Genomic DNA, 24,149 nt, shown 5'->3' with positions numbered 1-24,149 from the left:
CCCTCGGATCAGCCTTGACGCTTCACCGCTGGCAAACAGGTTCTACTCTATCTCATATGCTTGGAACAAAGTGCCGTCGCGCAGCATGGCATGCATGATCACTGCGAGGCGGCGGGCGAGAGCGACGCGGGCCTTCTTCAGGCCTCGACGCTTGGCGATCTTCATCGCCCAAGTCTTCAATGCAAAGGTTTCCCGGCTCCGGGTCAGGATCGAGTTGGCCGCCTCGTAAAGCAGCTTGCGCACGGTCCCGTCGCCTTGCTTGGTGATTCGGCCTGTCCAGTCGAGCTCGCCCGATTGGTGGCGTCTGGGCACCAGGCCGAAGTAGGCGCCGGCATTACGCGATTGTCGGAAGCGGCCCGCTTCATCCACTGCGGCTGCGAACGCGGCGGATGTCTGCACGCCGACGCCCATAATCTTTCGGCGCGTCCCGCCAGCGCAGCCCGTTGCAGTTCACGAAGATTATCCCGCTCAACACCCGCCGATCGTCAACACGCGGCCTGCCATGACTCTTCGGGAAATACGGCTCGAGCCGCGCCATCTGCTCATCGGTCAGCCAGTACAGGTCGCTCACATTCAGTCTCCTTGCGGAGCCTGAATCAGATCGCGCCTCTCACATCAATCGGTCCTGACCCTATGTGGTGAGATTGCCCGGTGATGAAGAGCGTTCTGGCTTCAACATCTCTGCTTTCGAGCTGACCGAAGCGCGATTATTAGTCGAGGGCGAATGCGCCGCGTTGGCGGCGACCCAGATTACTGACGGAAAAGTCCGCGAACTTGAGCAGCTGATCGAAGAGATCGCGCGAGAAAATACCGCTCCATCAGGAACGGAGCGCGCCGATCGCGAATTCCACATCGCGCTCGCCAGAGCGACGCGAAACGCGGCGCTGATAGAGATCGTCGAACGGTTGTGGATGCTGCGAAGCACATCGCCCGAAGCATCCTTACTGCACGAGAAGGCTCGTAGCGCGAACATCAAGCCAGTGGTCGACGAACATATGGCGGTCCTGACCGCGTTGCGCGCCCGCGACCCTGCGGCGGCGCGGGCGGCCATGCGGAATCATCTCTCCGCCGTCCTCGACAGCCTGCTGTTTGCGACGGAAGAAAGAGCGGTCGAGGTGACGTGAGCCCCTGATTGTTACCATTCAGAGGTAGAGTCTCGCTCCTTCATGATGGTTGGTTGAGGTGATGGCAACCTGTCTGGGGGCATGCCCCCAGACAGGTTGGCCGGCGATCTCAGCAGGGGTCTTCCCGCCCAGTTTCGAGTGCGGCCTGACGTGGTTGTAGTCGTGCTGCCAAGCGTCGAGCACAAAGCGGGCATGCGCCAGTGAGGTGAACAGCGTCTCATTGAGGCACTCGTCGCGCAGCCGGCCGTTGAAGCTCTCGACGAAGCCGTTCTGCATCGGCTTGCCCGGCGCGATGTAATGCCACTCGACCCGACGCTCTTGCGACCAGCGCAGGATGGCCGACGAGGTCAGTTCGGTGCCGTTGTCGCTGACCACCGTATGCGGCTTGCCGCGCAGTCCGATCAGCCGCGTCAGCTCCCGCGCGACCCGCACGCCCGACAGCGACGTGTCGGCCACCAGCGCGAGGCATTCCCGCGTGTAATCATCGACCACGCACAGGATGCGAAAGCGACGGCTGCACGTCAGCGTGTCGGAGACGAAGTCCAGCGACCAGCGCTGGTTCGGCCCGTCCGGCAACAGCATCGGCGCTCGCGTGCCCAAGGCCCGCTTACGGCCACCACGACGGCGCACGCGCAGGTTCTCCTCGCGGTAGATGCGCCGCAGCTTCTTGTGGTTGGGCGTCATACCCTCTCGCGCCAGAAGATAGCCCAGGCGACGGTAGCCGAACCGGCGGCGTTCCGCCGCCAGCTCACGCAACCGCGCCCGCAAGGGCGCATCATCAACCCTTGTCGGTTGATACCGGATCACCCTGCGGCTCACGCCAACCAGACTGCACGCCCGACGCTCGCTCAGCCCGTGATGTTCACGAGCATGGGCGACCGCTTCCCGCTTCGCGCCGGGCGTCACCATTTTTTTGACGCCAGATCCTTCAATACGACATTGTCGAGCATCGCCTCGGCCAGTAGCTTCTTCAGCCGGGAGTTCTCCTCCTCCAGCGTCCGCAGGCGCCGGGCCTCCGACACCTCTAGCCCGCCATATTTCGACTTCCATTTGTAGAACGTCGCAGAGCTGATCCCGTGACGCCGGCACACATCTGCCGTCGCCATGCCAGCCTCCTGCTCCTTCAAGATCGCGATGATCTGCTCTTCGCTGAACCTGCTGCGCTTCATTCCGTCCGACTCCTTTCGTCGGACTCTACCTAAAATCGGTCACATTTCAGGGGCTCACGTCACTCCCATTGGACGAGCATCCAGACATAGTCGGCCAAGTTGCCCAATAGGTTGCGCGCCTCATTTTCAGACACTGGCCTTTGCAGCCTTCGCGCGAACAGGTCACGGGCATCCAGAACCAGTTACCTAAAGAGCGCGCCTCTTCGGATCGCCCATCGGTCCTCTCTGCCCTCCGCACCATCCGATCGAAGCGTGACCGGAAATTCGCCGGCATCGACCGTTACCGGGCTTACCTCACCGTAGGAGGTGCCTTCCAATCTCGCCCGTCTCATGGTCGTCGCGCCGAGAAAGCGCTGCGACCAAAGCGGCGCGCGAGATGGCGTGAGACGGATGCGACATACATCCGTTGCCGCGAGGCCGTAGGGCTGTGATAGACGCCTATGGCCTTCCAGTAGTCGCCGGTCGCGTGCAGCCCCGATAGGAAGATCCAACGCGCTGCCTGTACGTTGAAGCAAGGATCCGCGATTAGCCACGCCCTGACGTCGGCGGGTCGCCTGCTGACCATCGTGGCGATCTTGGGCACCCAGTAGCTGTTGACCTGGAGCGGTCCAAGATCATGGCTACCGTTGCTGTTCGGCAACTCCGCACCGACCCAGCCACCCTCCCGGTCGCGCAGCCCCCACAGCGTCTTTTCCAGCCAGACGCGACCGCCCGCTGCATCGCGAATACAAGCTGCAAGACGAGCCTCATGCTCGGGCGGCGATCCCATCGGACCGTCGCGGCCGAGCCGTCGAGACGTTCCACCGTGCCGCGCTCGGCGTTCTTGAGGCCAAGCTCCTTACTGACCAACCGTTCGGGTTTCCCTTGACCGTGCGACAAGCACGACAAAGGGCCGGGAGCGGTTGCCTGCGCCACCACGTCGTTTGAGCCATGCTTCGAGGCATCTGCGCGCTTCGGTCATAATCTCGAATTGCACGGATCTTCTGTCTTTTGCTGGATGACAGTCGCGCGATCACAAAATGACCCGCCGCTCACCAGGTCGCAGATCCTGAGCTTGACGAGGTCGCAACCACGAAGCTTGCTGTCGATAGCAAGATCGAACAATGCGCGGTCACGCAGTCGCCGGTGTTCGTCCAGATAGAACCGAATTGCCCAAATATCGCGGGCTTCAACGGTCGCTTTGGGCCGACGTTCTTCCCGGAACTCCAGGGTCGCCTGTTATGCACGGCGGGGTCAAGATCTGAATGTCCCATGGCATTTCTCCAGAGGCCAGAATGGCCATCTAAGATATGGGTGCGGTTATGCCGATCAGGTCAGACAAGTGTCGCGCGACACTTGACATTAAGGCTGATTCTGGATAACTGCAATGGATGGAAATCGAGAGCATCCGGCACAAAGGCCTGCGGCGCTTCTTCGAAACGGGCAACGTGAAAGGGCTGGTTGGCGATACAACTCGGCTTCGCAAGATGCTTGCGTTCATTGATGCGGCGGAAAGCTTTGGTGAGCTGTCGGTGCCGCCGAATTTCGGTTTGCACGAACTGACCGGTGACCGGAAGGGAAGCTGGTCGATGACAGTGACGAGGAACTGGCGAATGACCTTTGGCGTGAATGCCGAGGGTGCGTTGATCGATCTGGATTTGGAGGACTATCATGGCGCTTAGGATGCACCCGTCTCTGACCGTCCATGTTGGCGATTGGTTAAAGACGGAAATCGTCGAGCCTGCCGGGGTGAACGTGACAGCCTTGGCACAGCACTTTGGCGTCTCGCGGCAGGCGCTGAGTACCCTACTCAATGGCAACGCCAGCCTTTCGGCCGATATGGCGATCCGGTTCGAGAAGGCCTTTGGAGTCAGGGCTGATACGTTGCTGCGGATGCAGACTTCCTACGAACTCGCGCAAGCCCGCGAGCATGAAGGCGACATCAAGGTTCGCAAATTCGCGAAAGCGGCCTGACGCCGACATTGGAGGCATCGATGGCTCGAAACGGCTCCTTGAAACCTACCCTTGTTCATCAGGCTAATGCATCAACGAGCGCCGCATTTGCCACACCGAGCAGTCGCGCGAGAATTTGGGCCGGCGCGCCTTTCCGACGGGCAACACTGGCCAATTGAGGCCGAGACGCGATATGCGGGCAGAATGAGTGATCCCACTGAAGACCAGCTCGTCGCGCTCGGCACTGCGTTCGAAACGTTCGCACGAAGATACAAGCTTGCGGACGCGCTACGGTCCGAGCGGCCCCTTGCCGAGCTGGACAAGGCAGTGCTGCTCTATGTTGCAGAGCATGCGGGCTGCGGGCCCACAGATGTGGCTCGCTTCCTGGGCGTGCCCACCACAACATTGTCTTCGGCGACGGACCGGCTCGCGAAGCGCGGCTTCTTGAAGCGCGAGCGCATCGAAGCCGATCGTCGGGCGGTTGCGCTGACCCTGTCCGAGGCTGGCGCGGCCTATGCCCAGGCCCAGGTCGAGACCTATCGCCGGATGTATATGCTGATGCTCTCGCGACTGTCGCCCGATGAACGGGATCGGTTCATCGCGATGATTACAAAGATCGTCTACAACGACGGTTGAATAGTCCGAACTTCGTTATATCTTCCGGGTGATGCTGACCGGCTGTGTCCTGCCAGCGACGGGAGCGAAGATATGTCGATACGCGTGAACGGTATGGAAGTCTTGCCGCCTGACGACGCCAGGGTCTCGCTGCTCGACCACTTGCGGGAGCATCTCCACCTCAGCGGCACCAAGAAAGGATGCGACCAGGGCGCCTGTGGCGCCTGTACTGTCCTTCTCGATGGGAACCGCGTCCTGTCCTGCCTCACACTCGCCGCACAGGCGGACGGGAGTAACGTCCAAACGATCGAAGCCCTCGCCGCTGAGAGCGGGGCGTTGCATGCGCTCCAGCGGGCCTTCATCGAGCATGACGGGCTGCAGTGCGGCTATTGCACCCCCGGCCAGATCTGCTCAGCGATCGCCATGGCGGAGGAACTGCGGCGGGGCGATCCCAGCTACGTGACTCTCGATCTCGCGGCTGGACCACCGGTCGTGACGCGCGCGGAGATCCGCGAGCGCATGAGCGGCAATCTTTGCCGCTGCGGCGCGCATAACGGGATCGTCGAAGCGATCGAGGACATGCTGGTGGAGACTGCGGCATGACCCCGTTCGGCTATGCCCGCGCAGCGGATCGGGCTGATGCCCTTGCGCGTGTCGGGAGCGGAGCGCGGGTTCTGGGCGGCGGGACCAATCTTGTCGATCTGTTGCGCCAGAATGTCGAACAGGCGAGCGAGCTGGTGGACGTCAGTCGTCTGGAGGGCGCCATCCGGGAGAGCGATGACGGCGGCCTCCTGATCGACGCGTCGGTCAGGAACGCCACCCTTGCCGCCCATCCGCTCGTGCGCCACCGCTATCCGGTGCTCGCGCGCGCACTGCTCGCCGGCGCCTCCGCACAGATCCGCAACATGGCGACGGTCGGGGGCAATATTCTCCAGCGTACACGCTGCATGTACTTCTACGATGTCGAGGGGGCGCGGTGCAACAAGCGCCAGCCAGGCGCCGGTTGCGACGCGATGGACGGGTTCAATCGCTATCATGCGGTCCTGGGTGCATCGGACCAGTGCATCGCCACCCATCCCTCAGACATGTGCGTCGCGCTCGCCATGCTTGATGCCGTGATCCATCTCTCCGGGCCCGATGGCGAGCGGTCGGTGCCGCTGACGGACTTTCATGTCCTGCCAAATGCCACGCCGCAGACGGAGACCGTGCTGAAGCCGGGCGAGTTGATCACCGGCGTCGAACTGCCGCCGCCTTCGGCCGCGGTCACGCATTCGGAATATCGCAAGGTCCGCGATCGCTCCAGCTACGCGTTCGCACTGATCTCCGTCGCAGGCGGTCTGGCGATTGCCGAGGGGCGCATCACCGAAGCCCGCATTGCGCTCGGCGGCGTCGCCGCCAAGCCTTGGCGGGCGACGCGGGCCGAAACGGCGCTGGTCTGTGTGGCGCCTACCCCTGACGCTTTCCTCGCCGCGATCCGCGAGGAGCTCGTTGGGGCGCGGCCGCTGTCGGGCAACGGCTTCAAGATCGGCCTCGCCGAACGAACCGTAGTCGCCGTCCTCGGTGCCCTCGCAGGAGCGCGCGCATGACCAAGCTGCAGAATGCCATCATCGGCGGTGTGCGCGCCGTGCTTGGCCATGTGCCCGCGAGCTGGCTGCCTGGCGGCACCCCCGATCCGCTGATCGACAAGCGCGTGTCGCTCGGCGGACAGCAGTCGCGGATCGATGGACCCGACAAGGTCCGCGGGGCGGCGCGGTTCGCCGCCGAAGTGCCGATGGAGAATCTGCTCTACGCCGCCTTCGTCCATTCGACGATCGCGCGGGGGCGCATCGCCGATCTCGATGTGTCCGCAGCTGAGGCAGCGCCAGGCGTGGCGCTCGTCATGACCTACCGCAACGCCCCCAAAATAGGCGTCCCGCCGCCGATCGGCATTACCAACCTCAAGGCCGCCGGCAATCACACATTGCCGATCATGCAGGACCCCGAGATACGCTGGAACGGGCAGGTCGTGGCGGTGGTCCTGGCCGAAACGCGCGAGCAGGCCGAACACGGGGCCGCGTTGGTCCGCGTGCGCTACGATGCTGCGCCGGCCCGCACCCGGTTCGAGGAAGGCAAGGCCAGCGCCTATACGCCGGAGTCGATGCTCGTCGAGCGGAACAGGCTCGACAAGGGCGATGCAAGCCGGAAGCTCGCCGAAGCGGCCTTCACGATCGACGCAGTCTATACGACGCCCTGGGAGAACCATAATCCAATCGAGCCGCATGCCGCGACGCTCGTCTGGCGAGAAGGCAAGCTGATCGTTCACGATGCGACCCAGATGGTGCACGGAACCGCCGGTTCGCTCGCGAACATATTCGGACTGAAGGCAGGCGATGTCCATGTCAGCTCGCCCTATGTGGGCGGCGGGTTCGGCGCGAAGGGCCTGTGGGATCACCAGATCCTCGGCGCGGCCGCCGCAAAGCTCGCGGGCCGCCCGGTGCGCGTCACCCTCTCGCGCGCCAGCATGCACCGGCTGGTGGGCGGGCGCACACAGACCGAGCAGCGGGTGGCACTGGCCGCGGACGCGGATGGCAAGCTCAAGGCGCTGCTCCACCATGGTTATGGTGTGAAGCCGCTGCACAGCGTTTGCGACGAGGGGTTCAGCCTCACTGGCCGCTCTCTCTACGCCAGCGAGAGTTTCGATGTCGTCCAGCATTATGTCGATCTCGACCTTCTCGCGAACAGCTTCATGCGTGGCCCCGGCGAGACGCCGGGCACCTTTGCGATCGAATGCGCGATGGATGAGCTGGCGGATGCCCTCGGCATGGACCCCATCGAACTGCGCCGATGCAACGCCGCGAGCCGCGACCCGGTGAGCGGGGCGCCCCACTCGCAGAACGCGATGATGGAAGCCTATGATCTGGGCGCGGCGCGCATCGGCTGGGACCGGCGCATGGCGAAGCCAGGCACGCGGCGCGAAGGCGAATGGCTGATCGGCATGGGCTGTGCCACCGGCACCTTTCCGTTCACCCGCATGCCCGGCACATCCGTTCGGATCACCATCGACGCCGCTGGCGGTGCCCATGTCGCTAGCGCCGCCCACGAAATGGGCATGGGCACCGCGACGGTCCAGCGGCAGCACGCGGCCGATCGTCTGGGCCTCCCGCTCGATCGCGTCACGGTGATTATCGGGGACTCGAGCCTGCCGTTCGCAAGCTTTGCCGGCGGATCGTCGCAGACCGCGTCGCTGGCGGCGGCGATCAGTGCGGCGAGTGGAAAGCTGGCGACCGAACTGATGCGGCTGGCGGGCAACGATACACCGCTGGCCGGCCTCAAGTCGAGCGAGGTCGAGTTCGCTGACGGCGGCTTGCGCAGTGTCGAGGATCCCGCCCGCCACGAAAGCTTCGCCTCCATCCTGCGCCGCTCCGGCCGGGGCGAGTTGAGTGTGGTCGGCGAAAGTGGGGCGCCGCTCGAAATACTGAAATACTCCATGCACAGCACCTCGGCGAACTTCTGCGAACTGCGCGTCAGCGAAATCACGGGCGAAATACGCGTCGATCGTCTGGTCGGCGCCTTCGATTGCGGCCGCATCCTGAATGCCAAGACGGCGACCAGCCAGTTCAAGGGTGGCATGATCATGGGTCTTGGCATGGCCCTGACGGAGGAGACGCTGCTCGACGAGCGCACTGGCCGCATCATGAGCACGTCGCTCGCCGACTATCATGTGCCGGTGCATCTCGATGTCCCCGACATTGACGTCCTGTGGACGGACATCCCCGATCCGCGCACACCGCTTGGAGCACGCGGTATCGGCGAGATCGGAACGACAGGCGTGGCGGCAGCCATCGCCAACGCTGTCTTCAATGCGACGGGCAAGCGCGTGCGCGACCTGCCTCTTACACTCGACAAACTGATCTAGTCTGGAGTGATAGTGCGTTCAACACTTGGCAGAAATCAGGACGCAGCCATCACAAAACGTGCTCACGGTCGGCCCTATGGGTGACTGCCGGGTCGAAGAAGGTGGGGATCGCATCGACGCTTATCACGCCTGCTGCTCGAAGAGCTCTCTGCGGATCGCGTGCGAATTTTAACCCAGGAAACGCAAAATGGAGCCCCCGCCAAAGAACTCGCCAAAGCCGTCCCCGATCCGATGATCAGGTCGTGTCCCACGGGGTGGTGTAGGAACCGTCGATCCACGGGAGGGTCGGGTTTGGGTCAGGCAGCTTGGGCTGGCAGGCTGACGATGGGATTATGGCTCACCGAGCCGAGGGTTTCCAGCGTCATGTAGCGGCGCGATACGGCCCACTCATCGTTTTGCTCCAGCATGAGCGCTCCGACGAGGCGGACGACGGCGGCGTCATTCGGGAATATGCCGATGACATCGGCCCTTCGCTTGATCTCCTTGTTCACCCTTTCCAGCGGATTTGTGGACGCGATCTGCGCCCAGTGGTCCTTCGGGAAGGTCATGTAGGCCAGCACGTCCTCACGTGATGCGTCCATCATGTCGGCGAGCTTGGGGAACTTTTCGCGCAGGGCATCGGCGACCTGTTCCCACTGCTGGTGCGCCGCCTCGGCAGTCTCCTGCGCGAAGATGGTCTTGATCATGGCGATGACCGCCGGTCGCTGTTTGGGTGCGGCATGGGCCAGCGCATTGCGCATCCAATGAACACGGCAGCGCTGCTGGCTTGCGGCAAACACCTTGCTGGCAGCGGCGCGCAGCCCTTTGTGGTCGTCGGCGATGACCAGCTTCACCCCGCGCAAGCCGTGATCCGCCAGCGAACGCAGGAAAGCTTTCCAGAAGGGCTCGGCTTCCGATGGGCCGGTGGCGACGCCCAGCACCTCGCGCCGGCCATCGGTGTTGTCGCCCACCGCGATTATCGCCGCCGTCGAGACGATCCGACCGCCTTCGCGTTCCTTGAGGTAGGTGGCGTCGATCCACAGATAAGGCCACTCGCCCTCGATCGGCCGCGTGAGGAAGGCGTTCACCCGCTCGTCGATCTCGGCAACCAGACGGCTCACCTGGCTCTTTGAAACACCGCTGGCGCCCATTGCCTTTACCAGATCGTCGACCGAGCGGGTTGAGACGCCGTGGACGTAAGCCTCCTGTATCACCGCGGCCAGTGCCTTCTCCGCCGTGCGGCGCGGCTCCAGAAAGCTCGGGAAGTAGCTGCCCTTCCTGAGCTTGGGGATCGCCAGATCGATCCGCCCGGCGCGCGTATCCCAGCCCCGCTCGCGGTAGCCATTGCGGTGGTTGAGCCGCTCACGGCTGCGAGACCCGCAAGGGACACCCGTCTTCGCTTCGATCTCCAGATCCATCATGCGCTCGGCGGCAAAAGCCAGCATCTCGCGCACCAGATCGCTATCAGCCCCTTGCTCGATCAGCTCGATCAGGGCCATTCTGTCATCGGTCATCCTCGTCTTCTCCAGGTTCGAGTTCGCATCCGAACCCTACCAGAAGATCGACGGTGGCTACCCCCTCAGGGCAACCTTCCTACAACACCCCGTGAGACACGTCCGGGGATCCAACCGCCCAGGTCAGTCCGCGTTCGGTGAGTGCCTGCCGGAACGGGGCAGACATGCCATACCCGGCGTCGGCCAGTATCCCGCCAAAGCGCACGCCGGCATTACGGGCGCGGTCGATCTCGGCCAAGGCGATCTCAAGCTTGGATCGGTAGGAGCGAGCCTGCGTCGGAGACAGCTACGACAACGCTTTGGTCGAGACGGTCAACGGCCTTTACAAGGCCGAGGTGATCCACAGGCGCAGGCCGTGGCGTAGCTTCGAAGCTGTCGAGTACGACACGCTCGAGTGGGTCGATTGGTTCCCATCGGGGACTGTCAGATATTTTGTGCGCGAGGCCGGTTATCGTCATCGGATGACGAACCTTTCGCCGAAGATTACAGCGAACTGGGTCTTCGCCTCCGACCACTCGCGCGGTGGCCGTTTCCATTCCTCGGCCGCCTTGTTGAGCACGAGGTATAGCAGCTTCATCGCGGCATCGTCACCTGGGAAGTGGCCGCGGGTGCGAACCGCGCGGCGCAGCTTCGAGTTGAGCGCCTCGATTGCGTTGGTAGTGTAGATGATCCGGCGCACGCCCTCGGGAAAGGCGAAGAACGGGATCACCTGGTCCCAGTGCCGTCGTCAGATCTGCGCGATCGCGGGATGTCGCCTGCCCAATGGCCTGCCTCGAACGCATCCAGTGCCGCCAGGCCGGCCTCGACGGTCTCGGCGCGATAGACAGCGCGCAGCGCCTGCGCGATCGGCTTGCGGTCCTTCCACGACGCAAAGCTCATCGAGTTACATAGCAGATGGACGATGCAGGTCTGGACCACCGTCTCGGGGAAAGCTGCGTTGATTGCGTCGGGGAAGCCTTTGAGGCCATCAACGACGGCGATCAGGATGTCGCCGACGCCGCGATTGTTGAGCTCATTCATCACCCTGAGCCAGAACTTCGCGCCTTCGGCCTGCTCGATCCAGATGCCCAGAATATCCTTCGTGCCATCGGGCAGGATACCGAGCGCAACGTACACCGCCTTGTTGCGTACGAAGCCCTCGTCGCGGATTTTGACCCGGATCTCGTCGAAGAAGACCAGCGGGTAGCAGGCGTCGAGCGGTCGACCCTGCCATTCCGCGACCGTCTCCAGCACCGCATCAGTGATCGTCGAGATCAGGTCAGGCGACACGTCGATGCCGTATAGTTCCTCAAGATGTCCCCGGATCTCGCGCACCGTCATGCCGCGCGCGTACATCGACACGATCTTGTCGTCGAAGTCCGGGAAGCGGCGCTGGTACTTGGCGATCAGCTTGGGATCGAACCTCCCCGCCCGGTCGCGCGGAACATCCAGTGTCACCTTCGATGTGCCCGTCAGCATCGTCTTGCGCGACGAGCCATTGCGTCGATTTATTGCACCTTCGGCGCCTTCGCTATCCAGATGAGCGTCCAACTCGGCCGCCAGCATCCGCTCCGACAGCGCCTTCTTCAACTCATCCAGCAACCCGTCCTTCGCGAACAGATCCTGTGGATCACCAGCCAGCAACTGGTCCAGCATGTCTTTGTCAATCGCCATATCGATGGTCCTTCCTATCCATCTCTATGGCCTCGCGCACAAAATATCCGACAGTCCCGTTTTCCCCCGATCACCCCTGCCAAGCCCATCTCGCGCATCAGCCGCACGACCGTAAAGCGGGCGACCGGAAAGCCTTCCCGCATCATCTGCCGCCAGACCTTGCGCACGCCATAGACCGCGAAGTTCTCGGCAAACACGCGCGCGATCTCCGGCTTCAGGGCAACATCCCGCTGCGCCCGCGCAGACAGGCGTGTCGGATCCTGTCGCTGCGCGACGCGCTCGTGATAGGTGGATGGGGCGATCGGGAGGACGCGGCAGATCGGCTCGACCCCATAGGCATCGCGGTGATCGTCGATGAACGCGATCATCGCTTGAACGGGCGGTCGAGTTCCGCCTGGGCAAAATACGCCGACGCCTTGCGCAGAATCTCGTTGGCCTGTCTCAGCTCGCGGACCTCGCGCTCCAACGCCTTCACCTTGTCGGCGACCTCGGTCGGGATGCCAGCCCGCTTGCCGCTATCGACCTCGGCCTTCTTCACCCATTCATGCAGCGTCGGCGGCGAGCAGCCGATCTTCTGCAATCGACACAACGGTTGCCCAGCGCGATGGATAATCTCGCTCGTGATCCAGCACCATCCGGATCGCTCGATCGCGCACCTCCGGCGCAAACTTGTTCGTCATCTTGCTCATATCGACTCCATCTACTCAAGAGTTGGAGCCTCCGGCGAACCCGGCGCGGTTGACCTCCCCTTCCGACGACGAGAACGTGCGATGCTGCGCTTCAGGCAGATGAAGGCGCTACAGAAGTTCGCCTCTGTTCATGCCAATCTCCACAACCACTTCTCACTGGAGCGTCATCTCGTCGACCGCAAGACTTACTAGGAACGACGCTCTGCGGCCCTTGCGGAGTGGAAGTCACTTGCAAGCTAAGCCCCTGCCCTCCCGGCCCCCCGAAGCGCATCCGGTGGAGACGAGTTCGCATTAGACTGATGAGGTGGATGGCCCCTGCATCCAACGTGGGTGAGTCGTATTGTGGGCTGTTGTCGAAGCAACTCTAGCAAAGGACCATCCACCATGGAGATTACCACGATCGGCCTGGATTTGGCCAAGTCCGTTTTCCAGCTTCACGCCATCGATGCCGATGGCAATGTCGTCTGGCGCAAGAAGGTGCGGCGCGGAGCGCTCCTCGAAACGCTGGCGAAGGTTCCGCCTTGCCTGGTCGGAATGGAGGCCTGCGCGACCGCCCATTATTGGGCGCGTGAAATATCCGCTCTGGGTCACGAAGTTCGACTGATGCCCCCGGCCTATGTGAAGGCCTATCTGCGGCGCCAGAAGAACGACGCCGCAGATGCCGAGGCGATCTGCGAGGCGGTGCGTCGCCCGACCATGCGTTTCGTGCCCGCCAAGGGTGCGGCACGGCAGGCGGTGCTCGTTCTGCACCGCTCGCGCGAACTGCTGGTGCGTCAGCGCACCATGCTGATCAACGCAATCCGCGGCCATTGCGCCGAGTTTGGACTGGTTGCGCCGCAGGGTGCGAGAGGCAGCCGCGATCTGGCCACGAGAATCCGGCAGACAGACAGCGCAGTGTTGCCGGACATAGCCAAGGATGCGATGGTGCTTTTGGTCGAGCAATTCCATGCGCTCGTCCGACAGATCCAGGCGCTCAATCGGCGCCTCATAGTCTGGCATCGCCAGGACCAGGCCAGCCAGAGACTGGCCACCATCCCCGGCGTGGGTGTCATCAGAGCTACCGCCTTGGCTGCCTCGGTGACCGATCCGGCAGCGTTCCGTTCGGGCCGGGAGTTCTCCGCTTCGCTGGGCCTGGTCCCACGCCAGAACTCTTCGGGAGGCAAGGACAAGCTGGGGCGGATCTCGAAGATGGGAGATCGCTACCTCCGGAAGCTGCTCGTGGTCGGCGCGACATCGGTAGTGCGAAGGGCGCGAACCACGGATACCACTGCAGCCAACTGGGTGCGCGACCTGCTCGAGCGAAAGCCCGTCCGGCTCGTCACCGTGGCCATGGCCAACAAGACCGCCCGGATCGTCTGGGCTGTACTGTCACGCGGCGAGACCTATCGCTCGCCTGCCGCTATCTGAGAATAATCGCGGCGCACATGCGCGGTCGCGTCGAACTGTAAGGGTGCCCATTGAAGTGATGATGACGATCTGAACGCGGCCGCAATGGCCGGGACAACCCGAGGTGCTGTCGGAGTTTCGAGCTCGATAGACTGAATGGGACCCGAGCAGCGGACAACATCAGGGCCAGCGGTCATCATATGCCGCACCAGTAGGCCGGACAGATGACCGCGCCCCGACAGATCAGATCATCAACTCAATTTCCCCCTTGCAGAGCAAGGGCCGATGACAGCACCGGCTTGTCACTTGGCCTCCTTCTGGAGCCTAGAAAGAGACTCCTTACCGGAGGTCCATCAGCACCGAGCCTGAATGTCGCAGCACGACCGAGGCCGGACGCTTATCAATGATGGGTCGAATCAGATCAGAGAAGTGAGGCTATCCAGCACCGAAGCAACCAGGATATGGCAAGTTGGAACGTGGACTTATTCCACGATCACCGAAGGGTGATCATGTGTTTCCGACCACTGAGGCGTGAATCGGAAGAAGCGCTGCCCCCAAAGCCGCTCCAGCGCCGCCAAGCTGCGAGATCTCGATATTGAAGCTGCCTTTGTTCCGATCACTGACATGGTCGCCCCAGATGATGCCGCCTCGATTGAGCCGGTCGGCCAGCCCTTGCATGACGGCTTGGGGGAGCGGGCTCATCAATCGTATGGCTCCGGGGTCGAACCATGCGAGCGCAGAGTTGATCGAATGAAGCAACTGGTCGGCCGCACGGTCCTGCCAGCGTTCGATGACGTCTTCATAGCCGGCTATTGCGTCCCGGAAGTCCGCCAGTGACGTGACGCCGCATCCTGCCGACCGCAGCGTCGCAATCAGGTCCAGCGTGGTGGGTCGGGGTTTGGATCCGGGATAGAACATCCCGATTTCTCCGGCGCATCCGCCTTCGCCCCGCATCAGCCGGCCCTCATGAATAATGCCAGCGCCTACGCCATGCCCTAACAGGATCACGATAGCGGTGGTACAGCGCTGGATAAGGCCGCCCAGGTAATATTCTGCAAGCGCGGCCGAGGTCGCGTCGTTCTCCATCCAGACCGTCAAATGCAGCGTTTCCTGCAGAATGTCGCGCAGCGGAGCGTCTTTCCAGCCGGGCAATTCGCGTACCACGTTCCACCGGTTTCCATCGCGAGACAGTGCTGGTCCCGGTATGGAGAATCCCACGCCATAAAGACGGCTGCCAATCAGTCGATGTTCGACGACAAGGGCCTGGACGCGACGATCGACATCGCTGGCGAAACTGTACGGATCGCCCGGCTCCATGCTTTCTGTCGTCAACGACAAGATGCCGCCTGCGTAATCGATCAATGCGATTTCGAGCACGCCGGAATAGATGGCGATGCCGACGGAATAGCCGCCTAATGGTGAAATACGAAGCGGTACAGATGGACGCCCGCGCCCCTGCGCTGCCTCCGAAGTCAGTTCTTCTATCAAGCCCAGCGCAGCGAGCGTCTTACTGATTTTCGAGACGGCGCTGTTGCTGATCTGAAGAGTGTGAGCCAACGCCGAGCGGGACTGCGGACCCCGCGTCCGAAGTTGCCAGAGCAGACGCTTTTCGTCTTCGAGAAGCACGAGGGATGGGTGTCTCATCCGGCGCTCTCATAAGAGCGTGATGTGACAAGTCCGATTAATTTTCTCAGAAATAAATAAAGATGTCATCGACGCTGCGCAGTGGCCCCCTGCATTCATATACCAGGGGGAAATAGACCTATGACAAAAGCCCGCTTCACTCATGGCTGCGCAACCTTTGCGCTCGCCATGCTGTCTTCGACCGCCATCGCGCAGACAGATGCCGCCACTCCGGCCGCCGATGCTGCCGAAGGCGAAAATGCGCAGACCGACATCATCGTCACCGGTTCGGCCCGCGCGCAACGCCGCTTTGACGTGTCCTATGCGATCAACTCGCTCAGCCAGGACGATGTGCAGAAGATCGCGCCTAAGAGCTTTGCCGACCTGCTCGGCACCGTGCCGGGGATCCAAGTCGAAGCGACCGGTGGCGAAGTCCAGAACATCACCCGCGTGCGTGGCATTCCCACCGATCGCGGTTACCTCATCTTCCAGCAGGACGGTCTGCCACTCTACCACGAGATCGACGGCGTTTTTTTCAACTCCGGCGAAGGCATGAACCGCTACGACCTGATGACCGAGCGGGTCGAAATCGTGCGGGGCGGCCCGGCGCCCATCTACGCCAGCAGCGCGGCGGCGATCGCCAACAACATCACCGTCACCGGTGGCAGCGAATCGCGCGGAAAGGCGCAGGTGACAATCGGCGACACGGGCCTCTACCGCCTTGATGTGATGCAGTCAGGACCGATCGACGACAAGACCTATTATGCCATCGGCGGTTTCCTGCGCCAGCATGACGGCTATCGCGACGGCGGTTTCCCCAGCGACAAGGGTGGGCAAATCCGCGCCAACATCAAGCGGGATCTGGAGAACGGGTCGATCAAGATTTCGGCAGAATATGTGAACGATCACAATATCTTCTACCTGCCTATCCCGATCGCCGATCCACGTAACCCGCAAGTTTCGCTCGACCCCTATATCGATTACCACACCGGCACGCTCAATTCCCCGGCGCTGCGCAACGTCAACATCAAATATCGCGACGGGTCGGGCGCACTGCAGAGCATGAACCGCGATTTGGCCGATGGCCGTCACATGCGTTTCTTCAACGCTGCGATCAATTATCAGGGCGACTTCGACGGCTGGCAGGTTGCGGCGAAGCTAGGCGGCACCAAGGGCAAGTCCAGCTTCGACGCCTTCTATTCGACCACCAATCCGGCCGATGGCAACACGTTCGCGGCGGGCTATCTGACTGCCGCGCGTACAGCCTTTGGTCCCAATGTCGCACGGCTCGGCTACGCTCTGGCGGGCACCAACGGTGGAACCGCATATGATCCCTACTCTGCCTCCGGTCTCGTGATGTCCGGACAGTATCGTGCATCGGAGTCCAAGTTCTACTCGGTGCAAGGCGACCTTAGCGTCACGCGCAAGTTCGAGACCGGCTTTGGCAGTCATGACGTCAAGGTGGGCGTTTACAGCGCCTTCTACGGCAATACGCTGCTCCAGGCCTATCAGGATATGCTGATCGAGGTCCGCAGCCGTCCCCGCACACTCGACCTCGTCGCCTATTCTGCCACCGGTGCTGTGCTGGGTTCGGTGACGCAGAACGGCGTCCTGCGCTACACGACTACGCTCAACCAAGGTGAGGGCGACGCGCAGATGATCGCCTTCTATGCCAACGACACATGGGATGTGACGCGCGGGCTACGGATCGATGCCGGCGTGCGCACCGAACGCTACAGCTACAAGGGCTTTGCTTTGCCCACGACGCAGGTCGACCTGGGCGATCCGACGACGCTGGCCGACAACACCACACGCGCGTTCAGCGGCGCGGTGCTGGACCAGCGGCTGAAGCCCAAGGCGACCAACTGGACGGTGGGCGCCAATTACGACCTCAACGGAAATCTCGGAGTCTATGGCCGTATCTCGAACCTTGAAGTGCCGCCGCAGCTGAGTGTCGTTACCGGCATCGGCGCAACCATCGTCAAGACCAAGGCGCGCCAATATGAAGCGGGCCTCAAGGCGAGCTTTGGTCCGCACTATCTCTATGCAACCGGCTTTTACACCAAGTTCGACCCGTTCAACGCATCCTTCGCCGCATTCAATCCCGTCACGGGGCGCAACGATCAGGTTCTGCCCTTCATCGGCGAAGCGTCGGTCAAAGGGGTCGAGGTCGATGGCCGTGTCGCTCCGACCCGCTGGTTCACGCTCGATGGGTCAGTGACCTGGCAGAACCCGAAATATGCCAATCTTCAGAACAACTCGGGCGCCGATCCCAGTTCGGTCAACGGCAATCAGATTATCCGCGAAGCAAAGTTCTTCGGCAATGTGCGGCCGAGCTTCAATTTCGATCTGGGCGAGCAGAAGCTGTCCGTCTTCGGGCGCTTCGAATGGGTCGGCCGGCGCTATGTCGACCTCTTCAATCGCACGGCCATGCCCGGCTATCAGACGCTGGGTGCGGGCGCGTCGATCGACTGGGGGGCGTGGCACTTCCAGGTGGTGGGTGATAACCTCACCAACGCAAAGGGCTTGACCGAAGGCAATACCCGCACCGATCAATTCGCAGGCCAAGGCACGAGCGAAGCAATCTACGGCCGTCCGCTCTTCGGCCGCAACTTCCGCTTCATCTTGAGCCGCAGCTGGTGATGCGGTTGCGACTGGCAGGAACATTGGCTGGGGTTGCTATGCTGGCGTTGGCGGCGGTCACGGCAATACCAGCCTCTGCGGAAGAGGCAGCGGACAGAGTCATGGCGACGCTGTCCACTCGCCTCTTCCCGACTCTCGACGCATCGGGCCGCGACCCTGCCGTCTTGAGGCGGGTTATCGCATCACCGGCTTTGGCCCCGGTCCTGCGCGCCCGACGCGACCGGCGCACCGCTTGTGGGCCGGACCTCACCTGCCGCGCGCAGGCGCTCTTGTGGACGGACACCGAAACCCAGGCCTTGCGTTCGGTCACCGCGAAAGAGGCGAGCCTGCCGTCATCCGATGACGGGCTGGACGCGCAGGTCGGTCGGGAAATCGCCGGTATCAACATGATCGTGCGGACCTATGCTCTTGGTCAGCCGGCAATGACGCCGATCGACGGGCCGGGCACGATTTCCCCGCTGGATCAGCAATCGCGTTTGCAGGCGGCAGACTGGATTGCGGACACGCCGCGCGCGGGGGCGTCGCAGCAGCTCGATCCCAGCATGGATTATGCGTTGGCCCTGCTCGACGTCAGCGATCGCATCGACGCTATCGGGTTCGAGCCGTTGATGGCCGGCGCGAACGCGGCCGCGTCTGCGCAGGCGAAGGGGCTGGACTGGAACCGATACCGTTACTCGGCCATGATCGTCACGGGCGTAGGACCCGAGATCGAGGGCGAGCCGCTCAGCCCGTTCGGCAAATATCATCTGCGCCTTGCCGCCCGGCGGTTTGCTCAGGGGGATACCGCTTTCATCATCCTGTCGGGTGGACGGGCGCATCCCCGGGCAACCCCCTTTACCGAGGCGGTGGAAATGAAGAAGGCGCTGATCGAGCGCTACGGTATCCCGGCAGATGCGATCGTCATCGAACCCTATGCGCGCCACACTACGACGAACTTGCGCAATGCCAGTCGCCTGCTGATGCAGATGGGAGCCCCGTTGGACAAGGACGCGCTCATTCTCTGCAATCCTGTGCAGAGCGCCTATATCGAAAGCGAGAAGTTCACGGATCGGAATGCTGCGGAACTGGGCTATCAGCCTGGGCGCGTGGTAAGCCGCATCTCGCCTACCGAACTGGTGTTCCGCCCTTCCCGCGCATCGGCTCGGATCGATCCGCGCGATCCCCTCGACCCCTGATCCAGCCGTAAGGAAATCGGATGCGTCACATCCTGCTAGCCGCCGCACTCAGCCTGTCGCCGACCGCCGCCTATGCCTGGGGCGGTACGGCGCACGCGGTGATCAACCGCGCCGCCATCGACGCGATCCCCGACGACGGCCCCGTCTTCCTTCGCCGCCACGCCGATTACATCGTGGCGTCGGCCGCGCTGCCGGACACATGGCGCGGCGACTCCGAACCCTTCTCCAAGGTTGAGGAAGACCCCAATCATGGCTGGTTTCGTGAACAATTCCGGTTCCTGAAAACTATCCCCCGGTCGCGATGGGCCTTCGTCATCGCCCTGTACAAGCATCATGAGGCCATCAAGGATAGCGATCCGGCAACAGCCGCGCGCACCAATGTGCGCTGGACAGGTACGCTGCCCTACGCCGCGATGGAGGCCTATAACCGGCTTATTGTCTGCATGCGTGCTATCCGTGCGGCGAATGCGAATGGCGCGGATGCATCGTTCGCGGAACAGCAATGCGCCTTCGAAGCCGTTCGTCTCGGCCATTATATCGGTGACGGCTCGCAGCCGTTGCATGACACTGTGAATTCGGACGGATGGCGTGGCCCCAATCCACAAGGGTATACGCGGGATCGCAGCATCCATGGCCGCTTCGAGAGCAAGTTCGTGGACGGCATGGAACTGACTGCCGCCGATATCGCGCCCCGGATTAGTACCCCCGCACATCGCACCGGCGACATGTTCAGTGCGGTCCTCGCCTTCCTGAACGAAGCGGGCGACCAGATGGAAGCGGTCTATCGCTTCGAGAGGCGCAACGGGTTCCAGGATTTCGCCGACAAGGACGTCCGCGCCCTTATCTATGAACGCACTGCGGCCGGCGCGGCGATGGTGCGCGACATGCTCTGCCGCGCTTGGGCAGAGAGCGCGAAATCGTCTGCTCCTGCGTCACCTTCACCGCTCGACTTCGCCAACCCTAGGTTCGATCCCGAAACCGGATCGGCACCGCCCTGACGCATGTGCCGCCAATGGATGGCCCGCATCAATCGGTCATGACGCGCATGATTCAGGCGAAAGCGCCCGAGTAATAGGATTGAAGCGATCGCCCCGATGATGGGAAGGCCAAGGCCGATCATGACCATCCCCCATCTAACGCCGTCCGATTGAACCTGTCCCGGCATATAGCCCAAGGCCCCGAGCGCCCAGCCGATGGTGGCTGCGCACGCCGCGCCGCTTGCCTTCACGGCCACCAGGTAGAAGGCAAACAATCCTGTTTCGAACCGCCGTCCACTGCGCCATTCGACCACATCGACCGCATCGGCCAACAGCCCCCAGGGCAGCATGAAGACACTGGCGAAGCCGAACCCGATCAAAGCCACCGCCGCTAAGGTGCCGATCGGCCAATGCAGGGAAAGGCCGAACATGGTCAGCCCGATAAGGCTGACGGCATGACCCGCGCACAAAAGCGTGGTTTTGCTGAAGCGTTGGTTGAGGGCCGTCCATGTCAGCACCCCGCAAAATTGCCCAAGGGACATGACAGTCAAAAGGCCCGTAACCACTCCAGGTTTCTCGACAACATAGCTGCCGATATAGAGGAGCATCCGTCCAAAGGCAGACGCGGCAAATCCGGTCAACAGGCCCAGCGCCCCCATTGCCAGCACCATGGGATCGCAAAGGGGGATCACGATGCCGTCGGTCAGTGGCCGACTCATATGCGGTTTCGGGATCCCGGTCGAAGCCGAGGAACAGAGCAGCATGGTAAGAGTGAAGATTGACGCCACGGCGATGCCGGTCAGCGCCAGCGCACCATAACGTCCATCCCCGCCAGCTTGCTGCACGAGGGGCGTTACGATCGTTGCGATCGCAAGCGCGCTAGCCGTACTGAACAAAAGCCGATAACCCGATACGCGGCCACGCGCCCTGCTGTCGGTCACCACTTGCGCCATCAGCGCATTATGCGGGACATCCACTAGGGCATAGGCGCCCCGAAACGTCAGGATCGCTGCTGCCAGAAACCACATCTTCGTAACGCCCAGCAACGGCATGGCATAGATCAGCGCGAAGGCGGTACCACATGGCAGCGCGGCAGCGGCGATCGCCCAGCGATACCCCCTTCCGGAAGTTCGCCAGCGAATGACAAGGCGGGCAGCCAGCAGATCGAAAAGGAGGTCACCCAGGACCGCCACCAGCATCAGGCTGGCCGCCTGCCCCCCCGGGATGTCCAGAACATCGGTCAGAAGGTACAGGATCGTCAGGTCCGCGCTACCGAACACCAGAGCCTTGCCGAAGTTGCCGGAGGCGTAAGACACCGTCCGCCCTTCCCGGCAAACCTTTCCGCAAAGATCAATCATCTGCACGAACGCGAAAGTTGGAGTGTCATTCTAACCGAAGAATGATGATATCTATCGAGCTCCCCACCGGCATGTTCGCCCCTTCGAAAAAGGGCAATATGGACCGCTTCGTTTTCAGTTTCGTGAAGCACCAACGGAACGCGCACTGTCCGCTTTCCGTATGTTTTCAGTCAATCATTCGCGCGTCCGGCTGGCTTTACGACAGAAAGCGCCGGGCCGCGATCAGCGGTGCAGGCGGCGTGGTTCGCTGCAACCGACCGCTCTAGGCGGGGCCTGACCATCAGCGGCGATACATCGAGCGGCCAGCCTGATCGGCGGCCGCCGAGATAGCTGACCGTCTGCACTTTGGTGCCGAAATCTGGCCTCTGAGCATCCGATAAGGGTCGGCTGCGGCACCCAGCGAAAGAGAACGTATACGCAAATGATAGCGCAAGATCGGGTTGCATCAAACGAGCGAACAGCCAATGATCCCGTGGTGCAAACGAACGATGGCCCAACAGATCCCGAGCTGATCCGTTTCCTGCGGGAAGAACTGGGCGGGAACGTCTCACTGGACGAAACAGCTTGGGAGCAAGTCGGCCCTATCTGGTTGTGGCGCGGGGAAGGCAAGGATGGCCAGCCCTCATCGATGTCGTGGCATTTTCTGACGATCGACGGCGAGGTCGCCGAAGCCATCCGTGTAGCATCGTCTGGCTACTCGGCGGCTTGGGGATCGGTCTACGTAGAGGCTGGCATCGGCAAAACGTGTTGGCGTACATCGGTCTTCCCGAGCAAGGCCATTCAGGGCTACATGCTGCCCATCAAGGCGAGGGTAAGAAAAGCAGAAAAGCTCGCCGAAGGCGACGTCATCACGGTACGCATTACCCTATCCAAGGGACCATCACGCTAGAAATGAGCGCTCGGCCTGAGGGAAATTGGTCCGCGCAATTCTGATCAGCGTGGTGACAACTTCTCTAGACAGCACCATCCTCACGCTTTGCTGCTCGACAGCTGGCAGAAAAGCGGAATGTCTGCTGCTGGGGATCAAAAATTAGGCGCTGAAAGTCCGGCATGGGTCGATTTCGCATTTCTTACGATCCGCAGCCCTTCGCGGAACGCGTGGCATCTCTTACCCCCAACCCCTCATTGACCAAACGCGGGCGCAACACCTTCCGCTCGTCCTTCAACCGATCCAAATAATCGCTCCACCATTGCGCCATTTCGACACGTTCATTCCAGAAAGCGCCGCGAGCACAAGCCGCTCGCACCGAATCCCGATCTGTGTGTGCCAAGGCCCGCTCGATCGCGTCTGGATGCCACTTCCCGCACTCGTTCAGGAGAGTGGACGCCATGGAACGGAAACCGTGCGCCGTCATCTCATCGCCTGAATAACCCAGCCGTCGCAGGCCCGCATTCACCGTATTTTCTGACATTGGATTTGCCGCGCTTCTGATCGAAGGAAAAACATACTTTCCCCTCCCGGTGAGACTCCTGATCTCCGCCAGGATCGCCGAAGCCTGCCGTGACAGAGGCACTTGATGTTCGACCCGTCCCTTCATCTTTGCGGACGGAATGCGCCATACGGACTTCACCACGTCGATCTCTGTCCATTCGGCTTGACGTGACCCCCTGATTTTCCTCCAAGTGTGATTAGAGTCCGGCCTGATAGAAGGACGGACGATGAAGCGTACAAGGTTCACGGAAGAGCAGATCATTGCGGTGCTGAAGGAGGCCGAGGCTGGCGCCAAGACCGGCGATCTGGCGAGGCGGCACGGTGTGTCTGAAGCGACGATCTATAACTGGAAGGCCAGGTATGGCGGCCTGGAGGTTTCCGAGGCGAAGCGGCTGCGGGCGCTCGAGGACGAGAACGCCAAGCTCAAGCGGCTCCTGGCCGAGGCGATGCTCGACAATGCTGGCCTGAAGGACCTTCTCGCAAAAAATTGGTGACGCCCGCTGCCAAGCGAGAGGCGGTCGCTCGTCTCCAGGCGGTCCTGGGGATGAGCGAGCGGCGGGCGTGCCGTGTCATCGGCGCTGACCGGAAGAGCATGCGTTACCGGTCGCAGCGGGATGATGATTCCGACCTTCGGTCGAAGCTGCGCGAGCTGGCGCAGCAGCGCCGCCGTTTCGGCTATCGCCGGCTGCACATCCTGCTGCGGCGGGAGGGCGTGGTGATCAACCGCAAGAAGACCCAGCGGCTCTACCGCGAGGAGAACCTGGCGGTCCGACGAAGACGCAACCGCCGCCGTGCCATCGGCGCGCGGGCGCCAGCGCCCGTGCTGGCGTTGCCCAACCAGCGCTGGAGCCTTGACTTCGTGCACGATCAGATGGCGTCGGGACGCCGGTTCCGGGTGCTCAACATCGTCGATGACGTGACCCGCGAGTGCCTGCGCGCGGTACCGGACACCTCGATCTCGGGGCGCAGGGTCGTGCGCGAGCTA

The 24,149-nt window shown here is 62.3% G+C and carries 16 protein-coding genes, 11 pseudogenes and 1 other annotated feature; of the genes and pseudogenes, 15 read left to right on the top strand and 12 right to left on the bottom strand.

The annotated features are described in order from the left end of the window. Nucleotides 1–42: 42 nt before the first annotated feature. Nucleotides 43–414: pseudogene (locus M529_RS28070) on the bottom strand (transposase); the annotation flags it as partial. Then, a pseudogene (locus tag M529_RS48105) lies at nt 407–571 on the bottom strand (transposase); the annotation flags it as partial. The pseudogenes M529_RS28070 and M529_RS48105, both read right to left, overlap by 8 nt. A gap of 73 nt (nt 572–644) precedes the next feature. Between M529_RS48105 and M529_RS0124110 the strand changes: the two are divergent. Continuing rightward, nucleotides 645–1,124, top strand: coding sequence for a FadR/GntR family transcriptional regulator (locus M529_RS0124110; RefSeq protein WP_236617638.1), 480 nt, complete (start codon nt 645–647; stop codon nt 1,122–1,124). Nucleotides 1,125–1,142: 18 nt separating this feature from the next. Here M529_RS0124110 and M529_RS28065 read toward each other — a convergent pair. From M529_RS28065 to M529_RS50190, 3 genes and pseudogenes are all read right to left on the bottom strand, one after another. Then, nucleotides 1,143–2,293 (bottom strand): IS3 family transposase gene (locus M529_RS28065; protein WP_152522519.1). Its coding sequence is split into 2 segments (ribosomal slippage): nt 1,143–2,041 and nt 2,041–2,293, totalling 1,152 coding nucleotides; the frame shifts between segments, so codons are not numbered across the junction. A 328-nt stretch (nt 2,294–2,621) separates the two neighbouring features. Next, complete coding sequence (locus M529_RS48100; RefSeq protein ID WP_084490797.1) at nt 2,622–3,062, bottom strand: lytic transglycosylase domain-containing protein; 441 nt, start codon at nt 3,060–3,062, stop codon at nt 2,622–2,624. Nucleotides 3,063–3,203: 141 nt separating this feature from the next. Beyond that, nucleotides 3,204–3,546 (bottom strand): annotated as a pseudogene (locus M529_RS50190) (integrase); the annotation flags it as partial. A gap of 117 nt (nt 3,547–3,663) precedes the next feature. Between M529_RS50190 and M529_RS28055 the strand changes: the two are divergent. The 6 genes from M529_RS28055 to M529_RS28035 all read left to right on the top strand — a co-directional run bounded on the left by M529_RS28055 (nt 3,664) and on the right by M529_RS28035 (nt 8,735). Beyond that, the gene (locus M529_RS28055) at nt 3,664–3,954 is read left to right on the top strand and encodes a type II toxin-antitoxin system RelE/ParE family toxin (protein WP_021316606.1); all 291 of its coding nucleotides are present in this window, start codon (nt 3,664–3,666) and stop codon (nt 3,952–3,954) included. After that, a complete protein-coding gene (locus M529_RS28050; protein WP_021316605.1) occupies nt 3,944–4,246 on the top strand; it encodes a HigA family addiction module antitoxin in 303 nt (100 codons plus the stop codon). Before M529_RS28055 ends, M529_RS28050 begins: the two co-directional genes overlap by 11 nt. Before the next feature lie 183 nt (nt 4,247–4,429). Next, nucleotides 4,430–4,861: a MarR family winged helix-turn-helix transcriptional regulator gene (locus M529_RS28045; RefSeq protein ID WP_021316604.1), complete on the top strand. Its 432-nt coding sequence runs from the start codon at nt 4,430–4,432 to the stop codon at nt 4,859–4,861. Nucleotides 4,862–4,933: 72 nt separating this feature from the next. Then, nucleotides 4,934–5,443 carry a 2Fe-2S iron-sulfur cluster-binding protein gene (locus M529_RS0124105; RefSeq protein ID WP_040600173.1) on the top strand — a complete coding sequence of 170 codons (510 nt, stop codon included), beginning with the start codon at nt 4,934–4,936 and terminating at the stop codon, nt 5,441–5,443. After that, nucleotides 5,440–6,426 (top strand): FAD binding domain-containing protein, encoded by a 987-nt coding sequence (locus M529_RS28040; RefSeq protein WP_021316601.1) that lies wholly within the window; start codon nt 5,440–5,442, stop codon nt 6,424–6,426. The genes M529_RS0124105 and M529_RS28040 overlap by 4 nt, the downstream gene beginning before the upstream one ends. Beyond that, nucleotides 6,423–8,735: a xanthine dehydrogenase family protein molybdopterin-binding subunit gene (locus M529_RS28035; protein WP_021316600.1), complete on the top strand. Its 2,313-nt coding sequence runs from the start codon at nt 6,423–6,425 to the stop codon at nt 8,733–8,735. The genes M529_RS28040 and M529_RS28035 overlap by 4 nt, the downstream gene beginning before the upstream one ends. Nucleotides 8,736–9,031: 296 nt before the next feature. Here the strand turns inward: M529_RS28035 and M529_RS28030 are convergent, their stop codons facing one another. Beyond that, a complete protein-coding gene (locus tag M529_RS28030) occupies nt 9,032–10,228 on the bottom strand; it encodes an IS256 family transposase (protein ID WP_021316599.1) in 1,197 nt (398 codons plus the stop codon). Nucleotides 10,229–10,331: 103 nt separating this feature from the next. Beyond that, nucleotides 10,332–10,490, bottom strand: a pseudogene (locus M529_RS48090) (transposase); the annotation flags it as partial. A 16-nt stretch (nt 10,491–10,506) separates the two neighbouring features. Between M529_RS48090 and M529_RS48085 the strand changes: the two are divergent. After that, nucleotides 10,507–10,638, top strand: a pseudogene (locus tag M529_RS48085) (IS3 family transposase); the annotation flags it as partial. A 44-nt stretch (nt 10,639–10,682) separates the two neighbouring features. On the opposite strand, the pseudogene M529_RS28025 reads toward M529_RS48085, so the two are convergent. Then, nucleotides 10,683–11,881 (bottom strand): annotated as a pseudogene (locus M529_RS28025) (IS256 family transposase). 59 nt (nt 11,882–11,940) lie between these two features. After that, nucleotides 11,941–12,570: pseudogene (locus tag M529_RS48080) on the bottom strand (IS3 family transposase); the annotation flags it as partial. After that, nucleotides 12,175–12,291 (bottom strand) — a sequence feature (AL1L pseudoknot). (Overlaps the previous pseudogene by 117 nt.) A 54-nt stretch (nt 12,571–12,624) precedes the next feature. On the opposite strand from M529_RS48080, the pseudogene M529_RS50790 reads away from it, so the two are divergent. Both M529_RS50790 and M529_RS28010 read left to right on the top strand, forming a co-directional pair. Next, nucleotides 12,625–12,762, top strand: a pseudogene (locus M529_RS50790) (IS6 family transposase); the annotation flags it as partial. Nucleotides 12,763–12,954: 192 nt separating this feature from the next. Beyond that, complete coding sequence (locus tag M529_RS28010) at nt 12,955–13,977, top strand: IS110 family RNA-guided transposase (protein ID WP_021316595.1); 1,023 nt, start codon at nt 12,955–12,957, stop codon at nt 13,975–13,977. 486 nt (nt 13,978–14,463) lie between these two features. Here M529_RS28010 and M529_RS28005 read toward each other — a convergent pair whose 3' ends face one another. Further along, nucleotides 14,464–15,582, bottom strand: a complete 1,119-nt coding sequence (locus tag M529_RS28005) for an ROK family transcriptional regulator (RefSeq protein WP_021316594.1) — start codon at nt 15,580–15,582, stop codon at nt 14,464–14,466. Between the two features lie 138 nt (nt 15,583–15,720). On the opposite strand from M529_RS28005, the gene M529_RS28000 reads away from it, so the two are divergent. The 3 genes from M529_RS28000 to M529_RS50185 all read left to right on the top strand — a co-directional run bounded on the left by M529_RS28000 (nt 15,721) and on the right by M529_RS50185 (nt 20,395). After that, entirely contained in the window at nt 15,721–18,222 is a 2,502-nt protein-coding gene (locus M529_RS28000) for a TonB-dependent receptor (protein WP_021316593.1), read from the top strand. 101 nt (nt 18,223–18,323) lie between these two features. After that, nucleotides 18,324–19,397 carry a YdcF family protein gene (locus M529_RS0124090; RefSeq protein ID WP_236617637.1) on the top strand — a complete coding sequence of 358 codons (1,074 nt, stop codon included), beginning with the start codon at nt 18,324–18,326 and terminating at the stop codon, nt 19,395–19,397. 20 nt (nt 19,398–19,417) lie between these two features. Then, nucleotides 19,418–20,395: a phospholipase C/P1 nuclease family protein gene (locus M529_RS50185; RefSeq protein ID WP_021316591.1), complete on the top strand. Its 978-nt coding sequence runs from the start codon at nt 19,418–19,420 to the stop codon at nt 20,393–20,395. 62 nt (nt 20,396–20,457) lie between these two features. Here M529_RS50185 and M529_RS48065 read toward each other — a convergent pair. Then, nucleotides 20,458–21,732, bottom strand: a pseudogene (locus M529_RS48065) (MFS transporter); the annotation flags it as partial. A gap of 475 nt (nt 21,733–22,207) precedes the next feature. On the opposite strand from M529_RS48065, the gene M529_RS27990 reads away from it, so the two are divergent. Beyond that, nucleotides 22,208–22,621, top strand: a complete 414-nt coding sequence (locus M529_RS27990; RefSeq protein ID WP_051184010.1) for a DUF1905 domain-containing protein — start codon at nt 22,208–22,210, stop codon at nt 22,619–22,621. Nucleotides 22,622–22,802: 181 nt separating this feature from the next. Here the strand turns inward: M529_RS27990 and M529_RS48060 are convergent. Further along, a pseudogene (locus tag M529_RS48060) lies at nt 22,803–23,333 on the bottom strand (tyrosine-type recombinase/integrase); the annotation flags it as partial. A gap of 58 nt (nt 23,334–23,391) precedes the next feature. Between M529_RS48060 and M529_RS27980 the strand changes: the two are divergent. Beyond that, nucleotides 23,392–24,149 (top strand): annotated as a pseudogene (locus tag M529_RS27980) (IS3 family transposase); the annotation flags it as partial.

Origin of the sequence: Sphingobium ummariense RL-3 (genome assembly GCF_000447205.1) — a bacterium.
Taxonomy (GTDB): Bacteria; Pseudomonadota; Alphaproteobacteria; order Sphingomonadales; family Sphingomonadaceae; genus Sphingobium; species Sphingobium ummariense.
Note: the sequence above shows the minus strand (reverse complement) of the source record. Positions and strands in the feature narration are given on the sequence as shown.